At 70.4% G+C, this 12166-nt stretch carries 10 protein-coding genes; 6 read left to right on the top strand and 4 right to left on the bottom strand.

What is annotated here, in order from left to right:
* Positions 1 to 339 precede the first annotated feature (339 nt).
* The 3 genes from ACTWOL_RS33910 (at position 340) to ACTWOL_RS33900 (ending at position 5668) form a co-directional block, all read left to right on the top strand.
* A complete protein-coding gene (locus tag ACTWOL_RS33910) occupies positions 340 to 693 on the top strand; it encodes a hypothetical protein (protein ID WP_474300715.1) in 354 nt (117 codons plus the stop codon).
* A gap of 309 nt (positions 694 to 1002) precedes the next feature.
* The gene (locus tag ACTWOL_RS33905; protein WP_474300714.1) at positions 1003 to 4254 is read left to right on the top strand and encodes a tetratricopeptide repeat protein; all 3252 of its coding nucleotides are present in this window, start codon (positions 1003 to 1005) and stop codon (positions 4252 to 4254) included.
* 202 nt (positions 4255 to 4456) lie between these two features.
* Positions 4457 to 5668, top strand: a complete 1212-nt coding sequence (locus tag ACTWOL_RS33900) for an SUKH-4 family immunity protein (protein WP_474300713.1) — start codon at positions 4457 to 4459, stop codon at positions 5666 to 5668.
* A 255-nt stretch (positions 5669 to 5923) separates the two neighbouring features.
* Here the strand turns inward: ACTWOL_RS33900 and kdpF are convergent, their stop codons facing one another.
* The gene (gene kdpF / locus ACTWOL_RS33895) at positions 5924 to 6013 is read right to left on the bottom strand and encodes a K(+)-transporting ATPase subunit F (protein ID WP_474300712.1); all 90 of its coding nucleotides are present in this window, start codon (positions 6011 to 6013) and stop codon (positions 5924 to 5926) included.
* 444 nt (positions 6014 to 6457) lie between these two features.
* Between kdpF and ACTWOL_RS33890 the strand changes: the two genes are divergently transcribed.
* On the top strand, positions 6458 to 6823 hold the full coding sequence (locus ACTWOL_RS33890; protein WP_474300711.1) for a hypothetical protein: 366 nt from the start codon (positions 6458 to 6460) through the stop codon (positions 6821 to 6823).
* Here ACTWOL_RS33890 and ACTWOL_RS33885 read toward each other — a convergent pair.
* From ACTWOL_RS33885 to ACTWOL_RS33875, 3 genes are all read right to left on the bottom strand, one after another.
* Positions 6807 to 7766: an FAD:protein FMN transferase gene (locus ACTWOL_RS33885; protein WP_474300710.1), complete on the bottom strand. Its 960-nt coding sequence runs from the start codon at positions 7764 to 7766 to the stop codon at positions 6807 to 6809. The genes ACTWOL_RS33890 and ACTWOL_RS33885 overlap by 17 nt on opposite strands.
* Positions 7759 to 8199 (bottom strand): FMN-binding protein, encoded by a 441-nt coding sequence (locus tag ACTWOL_RS33880; RefSeq protein WP_474300709.1) that lies wholly within the window; start codon positions 8197 to 8199, stop codon positions 7759 to 7761. The genes ACTWOL_RS33885 and ACTWOL_RS33880 overlap by 8 nt, the downstream gene beginning before the upstream one ends.
* Before the next feature lie 94 nt (positions 8200 to 8293).
* Positions 8294 to 9688: a ferredoxin reductase family protein gene (locus ACTWOL_RS33875; protein ID WP_474300708.1), complete on the bottom strand. Its 1395-nt coding sequence runs from the start codon at positions 9686 to 9688 to the stop codon at positions 8294 to 8296.
* Positions 9689 to 9856: 168 nt separating this feature from the next.
* Here ACTWOL_RS33875 and ACTWOL_RS33870 point away from each other — a divergent pair, with 168 nt between their 5' ends.
* Together ACTWOL_RS33870 and ACTWOL_RS33865 are read left to right on the top strand one after the other, a co-directional pair.
* Positions 9857 to 10606: a response regulator transcription factor gene (locus ACTWOL_RS33870; protein ID WP_474300707.1), complete on the top strand. Its 750-nt coding sequence runs from the start codon at positions 9857 to 9859 to the stop codon at positions 10604 to 10606.
* Entirely contained in the window at positions 10606 to 12084 is a 1479-nt protein-coding gene (locus tag ACTWOL_RS33865) for a sensor histidine kinase (protein ID WP_474300706.1), read from the top strand. The genes ACTWOL_RS33870 and ACTWOL_RS33865 overlap by 1 nt, the downstream gene beginning before the upstream one ends.
* Positions 12085 to 12166 lie beyond the last annotated feature (82 nt).

Below are 12166 nucleotides of genomic sequence, written 5' to 3'. Positions count from 1 at the left end.
CCCTTGACGCGGGCGGCATGGATGGGGATGTACGCGGCCGCGATCGAGCCGATCCGCGGGAACTACGACGTGATCATCCTGGACGTCGAGCCGGGTCCGAGCTCATGCAGTTGCAAGCGCTGGCCGCCGGAGATGACATGACACGCATCGCCAAGCGCACCAAGTGGTCAGATTTGCACAGATCTTGTCATTCCTGGGGCTCACAACGACGAAGCGATTGTTCCGACTGAAGTCGCCCCATAACTTCTGCATCGGACGCTGCCAGGCGGGCACAAACGATTATGTGCCGGGCTGCCGAGTCGGCCGAGTCGGCCGAACCGTGGGGGAGGTGTGGGTGGCGTGACACGGGGACGGAAGTTCACCGTCATCGTGCTGGCGGCGGTGGGGATCGTCTCGACACCGCTGGTGTGGTTGCTGGAGAGCCCCGACACCGGTCAGCTCGTCGGCGCCTCGGTCCAGGCGGCGGTGGGCATCGGAGCACTCCTTTGGGCCCTGCTTTCGGGACGGGACAACCGGTCTCAAGACGTAGTCGAGCGGACCGGGGATGCGGAAGCCTCCCACGGTGGCACGGCCGTGTCCGGCTCCAGACTCCGCGGAGGGCGGCGGCGCTGGTCGGCGACAACTCGGGACACCGGGAAAGCCACAGCCACCGGTGAGGGGAGCAGGGCCGTCAGCGGAAGCGACGAGAGCTGATCTGCTGGGACATTGGGCGGAGGGGGCGGGGAAGCACCTATGGCGAAGCGGCGCAAGCACCAGGACGGTTCTGCCGCGAATCGCGACGAGCGAGACGCTGCCAGGACGCGGAGCGACGATCCGGATGTCAAGGTCGAAGGCACCGGTGACGCGAAGGCGGAATCCGGAGGAACAGCCGTGACCGGATACCGCGGCCCCTTATGGGGGACCAACCCGGAAGCGATTGCCCGCATTGAGGTGTCCGGGACGGGTAACGCAACCGCTTCCGAAGGTGCATTCGCCAACGCCGGCTACATCCACGAATTGAACGTGGAAAGCCTGACCGTGGTGCGTCAGAGCGCGCCACGCAAGCCTGCCACGTGGCCCCATCGTGTCGGTGTCGTGCCCCGCCGGGCGCAGTGCTTTCAGCGCCGCGGCCAAGTCGAGCGACTCCTCGCGGCAGCGGAAGGCGGGGGCACCACCGTGCTCTCCCAGATGCTCACCGGCATGGGAGGCGTCGGCAAGACGCAACTCGCTGCCGACTACGCACACAGCGCCTGGACGGCCGGGAGTCTGGACGTCCTCGTATGGATCACGGCGAGCAGCCGCTCCGCCGTCATCTCCGGATACGCGCAAGCCGGCGTCGAGCTGTGTGGTGCGGATCCAGCATCTCCAGAAGACGCCGCGCGGTCCTTCCTCGCCTGGCTCGCGCCTGCGCCCCCGCCGGCGCCGCGTGCGGCATGCCGGTGGCTCGTCGTCCTGGACGATGTCGCGGACCCCGGCGATCTGCGTGAGCTGTGGCCGCCGGACGACAACCCGCGGGGCCGGACCGTGGTCACCACGCGCCGCCGCGACGCGGCTTTGACCGGGCGAGGGAACGTGCTGCAGGTCGGGCTGTTCACCCTCGATGAGGCGGTTGCCTACCTGACCGAGTCTCTCGCCGCTCACGGTCTGGCCGACCAACTGGATGAGATGCGGGGTATCGCCGAGGACCTGGGCTATCTGCCGCTGGCCCTGTCACAGGCCGCGGCGTACATCGTCGACACTGGGATCAACTGCGCTTCCTACCGACGGCGGCTCTCGGACCGCGCCCGTCTTCTGACCGATGTCATGCCGGACCCGAGCGGGCTGCCGGATGACCAAGCCACCACCGTGGCCGCCGCCTGGTCCCTGTCCATCGAGCGGGCAGACCAGCTGCGGCCCGTGGGCCTGGCCAGCCCCATGCTGGAGATCGCCGGGTGGCTCGACCCCAACGGCATTCCAGCCAGCGTCCTGTCCTCCCCCGGTGTGCTCAGCTACCTCGACATCCATCGCCCAGCAGCCTCCGGGGTCGGCCCCGGCCCTCAGCAGACGAGTGAGGACGACGCGTACGATGCCTTGCGCGTCCTGCACCGCCTGAGCCTCGTCGAGCACACTCCCGAGATCCCGCACCAGGCGGTACGCGTCCACGGTCTCATCCAGCGCTCGGTCCGCGAGTCCACACCTGCAGATCTACAGGACCCCACGGCCCGATTGGTGGCAAAGGTGCTGCTGAGCGTCTGGCCTGATGTCGAGAAGGACACCGCACTTGCCGAGAGTCTGCGCGCCAACGCCACTGCTCTCTGCAGATGCGCCGGCGACGCCCTATGGAGCGACGGCGGCGCCGGTCTCGGGCTACTGAGCCATGTCGGCATCAGTCTCGGCGAATCCGGTCACGTCGCCGCCGCGGCTAAGCACTTCGCCGACTTGGCGGACACAGCTGCCCATTATCGGGGGCCCGACCATTCCGAAACTCTTGCAGCACGTGTCCACGCCGTCCGGTGGAGAGGGGAGGCAGGGGATGTGGCTGGGGCGATGGCTGAGGCCGGACGCCTGTTGGAGGACGCACCGAGCGTGTGGGGCTCCGACAACCGGGACACCCTCGTGTTGCGGTCGATCCGGGCCCGCTGGCAGGGAGAGTCCGGAGACACCGCCGGAGCTGCTGTCGCCCTTGAGGAACTGCTTGACGATCATTTCCGCGTATTGGGTCCGGATGCCCCAGAGACACTGACAGTGAGGGCCAACATGGCCCGATTTCGCGGAGATGCCGGAGACACGGCAGGAGCCGCCGCCGCCTTCGCCGAGGTACTGGAGGATCGGCGGCGCATGCTGGGCCCCGACCACCCCGAAACCATCAGAGCCTGGGCTAGGCATGTGCGCTGGCGCGGGGAGTCCGGCGACGCGGCCGGGGCAATCGCCGCTTCCGCCGAACTCCTGCGGCAGTCCGATCGCGTGCTGGGCCCCGATCATCCGGAGACACTGACCAACCGGGGCAACCTTGCGCTCTGGCAAGCGGAGACAGGAGACCTGGACGGTGCCACGGCAGTCTTGACCGAGGTGCTGGCCGACCGGCAGCGCGTGCTAGGTCCAGACCATCCGAGCACCCTCACCACACGCAACAACCTTGCTCTCCTGCGAGGGCGCGCCGGGGACCATGCCGGCGCCATTGCCGAGTTGCGGGAGCTGCTCAGCGACAGGGAACGCATCTCGGGGCCCGACCACCCGGACACGTTCGCGGTCCGAGCCAACCTCGCACAGTGGTGCGGAGAGGCCGGAGACGCCGCCGGAGCCGCCGCCGCCATGGCCGAGTTGCTGGACGACCAAGAGCGGGCACTCGATCCCAACCACCCCCTGACGCTGAACACCCTGAATGGACTGGGACATTGGCGAGGGCAAGCAGGGGATGCGGCTGGAGCCGCTGCCGTCTACGCCGAGCTCCTGGAACGGCGGCGGCACGCGCTGGGACCTGATCACCCCGACACCTTGAACGTCTGGGCCCACCTGGCCCGCTACCAGGGCGAGGCAGGTGACCCAGCGACTGCAGCCGACACCTACTCAGAGCTCCTCCACAGCGTGATCCGCGTGCTGGGCCCTGACCACCCGCACACTCTTGTCACCTATGGCAACGTGGCCGTCACGAGGGTCGAGGCCGAGGACGCGCCCGGGGCCGCAGCCGCGTTCGAGGAGTTCCACGCGGCTCAGCAAAGGGTTCTGGGCCCCGACCACCCGGACGTACTGAACACTCGAGCGAAGTGGGCGCGGTGGAGAGGGACGGCAGGCGACACGGACGGCGCCCTGGTTGCCCACGTGCAACTTCGCGAGGACACCCTGCGGGTCCTGGGCCCCGACCACACGCTCACACTGGTCGTCCTGGGCAACCTCGCCTACCTGCGCAGCCAGGCCGGCCACACGACGGAAGCTCTATCAGACTTCCGGCAACTCGCGACTGACCGGGAACGCGTCCTCGGACCCAACCACCCGGACACCCTGGGCACCCTCGCCGATGTAGCCCGTGAGCATGCCCAGGCGGAGAACCCGGCGGCAGCCGCAGCCGTCCAAGCCGACCTGCTGGAGCGTCTGCTGCGCGTCTACGGACCGGAGAATCTGCGCACCCTCGGATGCCGGTTGGGCCTGGCCATGCGCCGTGGCGAGGCCGGAGACGCCGCCTTCGCCGCGGAGGCCCTGGCCGATCTGCTGGCGGACGCGACTCGGCTTCCCGGCATTGACCATCGCTTCACTGCCATGGTCCGGCAGGCCCTGAGCCACTGGAAGGCGCAGAGCTGAGCACCTGGCGCACGTGGGGCAGCCCGTCGCCGGTGAGCATGGCTGCCAGTACGGCTGGTGGTGCGGCGTCGTTCGCGGCCACGGCACGACTCGGGCATCTGCCCGACGGACACCGCGCCCTGGGGCATGGCCCTCTCATCCGTCGCTCCCGTGTTCGCCATGGCGTCATACTGTCGTCTCGATCATCCCGGGAAGGGACAGCATGGACACCGGACCGACGGCGGACCGCGGTTGCCGGCTGGCGGCGGAAGCGCTGCCAGAGCTTCTGACCCACGGGCCGAGCCGGGAGTTCCTGGTCGGGCGCGGGCTCCCCGAGACCGCCGCCGACCTGGACTTCGCCGTTCTGCGCGGGGGCACGCTGGACCCCCTCACCACACACACCGGCCGAGTGGCCGGCGACGGACGGCTGTTCGTGCTCGGTACGACCGACTACTGCGGCAGCCGGGTGGTACTCGACGGCGCGACCGGCGCGGTGCTGCTCGCAGGATGGAGTGCGCCTGATCCGGCGGAGGCAGAACCGGTCCACGACCCGCTCGCCTCTTCGCTGTCCGCCCTGGCGGAGCTGCTCGCCACCTGCGAGTGGGTGTCGGAGTCCGCACGGCGCCGCGACGCGTACGACGGGCGCCGTGGGCCCGATGTGATGGCAGATGTGATCGAGGTCGCCGTGGGGCGGCTGCGCACCGCCGATCCGGGGCTGTTCGGCGGCGATACCGCTCCCGCGCACTGGCATACCTGCTTGCTGGTGCGGTCCCTGGCCTGGGGTGCCCGGCTGGGCCCGGCGGACGGACTCGTGTACGCCTTCGGCCCGGACCTGGTACAGGACCTCGCGCGGATGGACGGGGACGGCCGCGTGCGCCGCTACCGACCAGACGAACTGCCCGCCCAGCTCACCCACGAGCCGACCAGACAACTGCTCGCGGAGGCCGGACTGCCGCTCGGCTGCGAGCTGTTCGGCGTCGCTGACGAGCCGTTGCGCACGATGGCGGAGACACACCCCGACACCTTCACCGGCACCGGCACCGGCACCGGCACCGGCACCGGCCGGGGCTATCAGCGTGATTTCATCGCCGTCGGGTGGTGGCCGCACGACCTCAGGGTCGCCCTCGACGGTGCCACCGGACGGCTGGAGCTGCCGGAGTGGTACGGGGAGGATGAGCCCGCCGCGTATCTGAACCGGGATCTGTCGGCGCTGCTGTACGCGTGCTGGATCTACGAACGGCTGCGCAAGGAGTGGCACCGCTGGGGCGACGGCGCGGCCACGGGAACCTGGCGGGTCTTCGACCCGTTCGCCCTGCTGAGCAGCCGGGTCGACACGATGGTCGAGGCCGTGGACCCCGAGGCGTTCAGGACCCCGGCCCACTCATGGCGGATGCTCGCCGAGGACCCCTACACCGGCGGTCTGCTGTCCAACTGAGTCTCGCCGCCGCACTGTCGGGGCGACACGTTGTCGGGCCGACACGCCTCGCTCCGGAGCTCTGGATGCGGCCGGCGGGAGCCGGTGGCCGGGGTTGGAACCCCGGCCACCGGCTCCCGCCCGATGCGCGACCGCCGTCAGGCTCGCTCGGCCCGTCCTGGATCAGCGCGAGGGCGGCGACCAGCGCGAGCAGCTGCAGGACAGCCGCGACGAAGGGGCTCATGCCGCCCGGAGCGGAAGCGACCGATGTCACTGTCAGAACCTCTCCGGCTTGACGAGGGCGATGACGAGGTAGCCCAGCAGGGCGGCGGCCACGATCAGGCCGATGATGTTCTCGGCGGTCACAGCTTCGCCGCCCCCTTGGCGATCAGAGCCACCAGTGCGAACACCGCGAGTGTGGCGCCGAAGGCCACGTCGGCCATCGTGAATTCCTGGGAGAGATCGGACTTCGGACGGTTCGAGGAAACCGCCTTTCGGCCAGGGCACGGCCGCCGTTAACGCCTCCCTGACGCGTCAATGCGCCGTCTTGACGCAACCCCTACGGCCGTCCCGGACGCAAAGCGGAACCGACCTGGCCGAGGTCACGTTTCCGCTGCTCGGCGCGGTAGTCCGGCGGGCTTCGTCGAGCCTGCGGGATCCGGCGGGCCGGGCGCCGTCCCGACGGCCGCCTGCGCGCATCCGTTTCGGTCAGGTTGATCTTCGTCCGATTAGCGACTACTGCCGCACGTGAAGGAACGACAACGATCGTGGAGTTCGCGTGAATCCATCGATGACTTGGGAGGAACCACCGTGGTCCGTCTCCGTTCGGCTTCACTGGCCTTGCTGACCGCTGCCGCGTGCCTCGGGCTCACCGCACCATCGGCCTCGGCCGCCCCCGGCGACACCACGACCATGTGCGGGAGCTCCTTGACACCGTCCGGCTTTGTCGACGTGCAGTGGTGGAACAGCTGGCAGTGCGGCGTCACGTTCAACCCCAACATGAAGAAGATCCAGCAGGTCGACGGCATGCCCGTCGGCACCACCGTCAATGCCTGCGCCTCCACCTGGCCCCCTGCGGGATGGGTGCCGGTGAGGTCCTTCTACAGCGGTGCCTGCCAGTACGCGGCCGTGCCCAGCCACGACCCCAACACCTGGACGATCAAGCGGGTTTCCTGAGGCCTGACGGCGCCTGCGTGTCCTGAGGCCTCTCGTTGTGCGCACCGGCGTTCCACCGGTCGTCGCCCGTCGTCCTGAGCCGGAAGTGGTGCCCTCCGTTGTGAGCGCCGCTTCCGGGTAGGGACCAGGCCGCGGGTGCCGCCCGCCCCTGCCGCACATCCTCCGGGCGGTGCGGCAGGCCCGGGCTGTACGCGGCGAAACCGGGGGTCCACCAGGCACTGCCGGCGGCCGTGATCGCGTACGCCTCGATCTCCCCCAGCGAGCCGGCCCAGGCCCTGGCGGCGTCCCCCATGGCGAACGCGGCCGTGGACAGGGAGTCGACATCGGTGAGGTGCCTTCCCACCAGGGTGATCGAGGCGAGGGCCGTCGCGGCTCCTCCCGTGACGGGGTCGACGATGTGATGGCCGCGCTCGGCGGTGCCCGAGGTGGCGACGGCCAGGTCGCGGCCTTCGACGCGGACGGCGAGCGCGTCACGGCGCAGGGGGTGGGCGATCCCGATCCGCCAGGGCCGGCCGGGAGCGGCCTCGCCCCGGCACTGGATGTCACCGCCCCCGTTCACCATGTGATCGCGGGCGCCCGCTTCGTACAGCGACTGCGAGACCCGTTCGACCGCCCAGCCCTTGACCATCGCCGAGGGGTCGAGGCGACCGTTCGGATACGCCGTGAACCAGCCGCCGCAGGCCCCGGCGGCCTCCTCGCACAGATCCAGCACCTGACGCACCTCGGGGTCGCACGCGGACAGCGTGATATCTCCCCGGTCCAGTCGGCTGATCTGGCTGCCTTGGCGGTAGGTCGAGAACACCGCGTCCATACGGTGCAGCCACTCCACGGCATCGGCGAACGCGGCCACGGCTCCGGGTGCGTGTTCTCCTCGTACGTCGAAGGAGAACACCGTGCCCATCACATGCTCGACGTGATGCAGCCCGCCCGGCCCCTCAGACATGCGCCTGGTCCAGTGCGCTCTGCAGCGAGGAGATATAGCCCTTGCTGGTGTACGTGGCACCGGAGACGGCGTCGATCTCGGCGCTCTGGGCCGCGAGGGCCCGCTCGGTGAGTCGCGGCACGGCACGGGCGCTCGGACCCTCGTCGTGGACGCCCTGGAGGACCTGCACGGCGGTGAGCCGTCCTGCGGCCATGGTGATGCGCACCTGGACGGGACCCTGCCGGGTCTCCACGGTGTCCCCGGTGAACGAGCCGGACACGCCGGCCTGGCGCCCGGGGGATGCGCTGCCGCTCGGCGACGGCTCGCTGGTGGGGACGGACGCCGGTGGTGGAGCGGCGGTGGCGCCCGCCGAAGCCTCGTCCTGCGGTTTGAGCGACAGCAGCAGGACGATCCCCGCGGCGGTCGCCGCGGTGGCGGCGGCAGCTCGGATCATGAACTCTCTCTCCTTGCGGTCAGGGCTCCCGGTGATCCGGGGCGAGGGGTCCGGGTGGACCGTGGGTGATCCCGAGGAGCGGGTCGGCCGGGCGTCAGAAGGCGAACGACTCGTGGTGGATGCGGTGCCACGGGACACCGGCGTCGCGCAGCGCGGTCTTGGCGGCGGCGGTCATCCCCGGCGGGCCGCACAGATAGACGTCGTGGGCGGGAAGATCGGGCATCGTGGCGCCGAGGGCTGCGCCGGTCAGCGGGAGTGAAGGCCCCTGCGGTCCGTTGACGACGTAGTGCACGGTCGCGCCGCGTGCCTCCGCTATCTCGTCGAGCTCGTACCGCAGCGCCAGATCCCGGGCGCTGCGGGCGTAGTACACGAGCGTCACTTCGCCCGGCAGGGTCTCGAACAGGGCACGGAGCGGGGTGATGCCGACTCCGCCCGCGAGCAGCAGCACCTTGTTGCCGGTCCGGCGGGAGGGGGTGAAAGCGCCGTACGGCCCTTCCGCCCACACCCGGGTGCCCGGTGTGATCCGGGCCAGTGCCGCACTGTGGCCGCCGGACGCCTTGACGGTGATCCGCAGATGGCGGTCGTCGACGGGTGCGGAGAGCGAATACGGGTTGGCCGTCCACCACATACCCGCGCTGAGGAAGCGCCACCGGAAGAACTGTCCGGGACGTGCGCCCAGGGCGTGCAGATGCTTGCCGGTGATGTAGACGGACACCACTCCGGGGGCCTCCGGGTGCACCTCCGTCACCTGGAGGCGGTGGCGCATCGCCCGCCGGACCGGGGTGACGAAGCGGTACCAGAGCAACAGCCCCGCCACCCCGAGGTACAGCGCGAACCAGACGGTCCGCGCCACCGGGTCGTCCACGAACTCCGCACCGCTCGAAAGCTGGTGGAAGAAGGCGAGGAAGACCGCGAGATAGGTGAGGAAGTGCAGGTAGTGCCATGTCTCGTAGGACATGCGCCGTCGGGCGGCCCGGGCGGACACCACTCCCACCAGGACGAGCAGCAGCATGCCACCCGTCGCCATGAGCATGTCCCCGTTCGCGAAGACCAGCGTGGTGGTCTGGTCGACGACGCCGGTCCCGGATGTGACCGAGTACCCCCAGATGACGAGGAACGTGTGGGCGATCGCGAGCGAGACGGTGTAGCGCCCGCCCATCGCGTGCCAGCGTGCCAGCCGGTCGCTTCCCACGCTGCGGTCGATCACCGGCACACGGGCCATCAGGGCGAGCAGCACGGCGCACGCGTAGCCCGCGAGCAGTCCGGTGATCCGGGCGGCGCCGGTCAGCCAGTCGCCCGTGCCCGTGACGGTTTCCGTGTTGCGCCACCACAGGGCGACCACGGCTGCGGCACCGACGTGGACGGCGAGCAGCAGACCCGCTGCGGGAGAGCGCCAGGGCCGCCAGGGCCTGGGGGGCGCGTGCCACGACACAGGCAGGCCGCTGCCGTGGTGGCCGTGCCTGCCGCTGAAATGCTGAACGGTGGTCATGGGGCTCCTCTCGGCGGATGTCCGTCCGGTTCCCGGGCCGTGCAGGGCCCGGGGTCCGGCAACCGTGGCAGCGCAAGCTCTGTGTTTCCTCTGAAACGGGCCTCGGGAGGAGTCCGCAGAGCGGACTCATAGGAAATTCAGAAGATGGAGGGCGATACTGCCGGGGCCATGAGAAATCCGGACCCCGCCCCGCCCTCGCCAGCCGGCCTGCACCGCCCCGACGGATCGCGTGTACGCGTGCTCGTCGTGGACGACGAGCACGATCTGACCGAGGTCCTCGCCGGTGCGCTCCGCTACGAAGGGTGGGACGTGCTCACCGCCGGTACGGGCGAGGAGGCCGTCGCCACCGCCCGTGACTTCCGGCCGGACGCCGTCGTACTGGACATGATGCTGCCCGACCTCAACGGCCTCGATGTCCTGCGACGGCTGCGTGCCCACGCCCCCGGCGTGTGTGTGCTCTTCCTCACGGCCCGCGACGCCGTAGAGGACCGCATCGCCGGGATCACCGCCGGCGGTGACGACTACGTGACCAAGCCCTTCAGCCTCGAAGAGGTCATCGCCCGGCTGCGCGGGTTGCTGCGCCGGGCCGGGATGACCCGCTCGACCGACGAGGCGACCCTGCTGGCCATCGGAGATCTCGTGATGGACGAGGACGTCCGTGAGGTCTCGCGCGGCGGCAGGCCGGTGGATCTCACACCGACCGAGTTCGAGCTGCTGCGTTTCCTGATGCGCAATCCCCGGCGGGTGCTGAGCAAGACACAGATCCTCGACCGTGTGTGGAGCTACGACTTCGGCGGAAAGGCCCATGTCGTCGAGCTGTACATCAGCTATCTCCGCAAGAAGATCGACGCAGGGCACAGCCCTCTGATCCATACCGTGCGCGGCGTCGGATACGTGCTCAAGCAGGAGCTGTCCTGATGCCCGCGAACCCCTTCGCGGCTCTCGCGGTCCGCAGCCTGCGGGCCCGGCTGACGATCGGGCTCGTCGTTCTGCTCGCGCTCTGCTGCGGCGCCGTGGGCCTGGCGACGACCACCGCGCTCGAAGGCTTCCTGGTCCGGCGTCTGGACCAGCAGCTCACGGCGGTGGGCAACCACTTCCCCGCGAGCCTGGACCCGGCGCTGAAGCAGGACGGCGCCGGCGGCCCCGACACCCGGGGGCAGGCCATCGGCACTTTCGGCGCCTGTGTGCTGCGCGGCGCGGTCACCCAGGCCGCCGTGGTCGGGGACCGGACGCAGAGCCCGGTGTCCCTCACCGCCGCCGATCGCCGTGCGCTGGTGGGCGTACCCGACGACGGCAGAGGCCGCAGCATCCGGCTGTCCGCCCTCTCGGACTACCGGGTGATCGGCGTACGCGGGCCCGCGGGCGACGTACTGATCACCGGGCTGCCACTGGAGCCGGTGGAGGACACCGTGGAGCGGCTCCGGCTCGTCGAGGCCATCGTGTTCGGCACGGCGCTGCTCGTCACCGGCGTCGCCGGGGCGGCATGGGTGCGGCTCTCGCTGCGTCCGCTGCGCAGGGTGGCCGCCACGGCCTCCCGGGTGGCCCAGCTGCCCCTCGCCGGGGGCACGGTGGCGATGCCACCGCGGGTTCCCGACACCGATCCGCGTACCGAGGTGGGCCAGGTCGGGGACGCGTTCAACCGGATGCTCCGGCACGTCGAGGACTCGCTCGCCCGCCGAGACGCGAGCGAGGAGCGGCTGCGCAGGTTCGCAGCCGACGCCAGCCACGAACTGCGCACTCCCGTCGCGTCGATACGCGGACACGCGGAGCTGGCCCTGCGGCATCCGGACCCGGTGCCGGCCAAGGTGCGTCACTCGCTCGACCGGGTCCGGTGCGAGTCGGTGCGGATGGGGGAACTCGTCGACGATCTGCTGCTGCTCGCCAGACTGGACGCGGGCAGGCCGCTCGCGGACGAGACCGTGGACCTCACCATGCTGGTGCTGGACGCGGTGAGCGACGCCCGTGCCGCGGGGCGGGAGCACCGCTGGGCGCTGGAGCTGCCCGAGGAGCCGGTGGCGGTACGCGGTGACGGGCGGGGGCTGCAGCAAGTGCTGACCAATCTTCTCGCCAACGCCCGCATCCACACTCCCCCGGGCACCACCGTCACGGTCCGTCTCGACGACATGGAAAGCGACGCGAAAGGCGTTGCGGACGAGGTCGAGCTGGTCGTGGAGGACGACGGCCCGGGCGTCCCACCGGAGCTCCAGTCGGAGATCTTCGAGCGGTTCGTACGGTCCGACGGCGGGCGGTCGAGGAGCGCGGGCGGCACCGGTCTGGGTCTGGCGATCACCCATGCCGTGACCGCGGCGCACGGCGGCCGTGTCGAGCTCCGCAGCCGCCCGGGGCACACCGTGTTCCGGGTGACGCTGCCGCGGCGGCACCGGGACGGAGCGTAGGGAGCTTCTGACGGGTCTCCGCGGCGTTCACGGAGACCCATCAGAAACCCCCCAGCCCTCGGGACGGGGCATGCCGTCGCGA

It is taken from the genome of Micromonospora sp. IBHARD003 (assembly GCF_056106285.1).
Note: the sequence above shows the minus strand (reverse complement) of the source record. Positions and strands in the feature narration are given on the sequence as shown.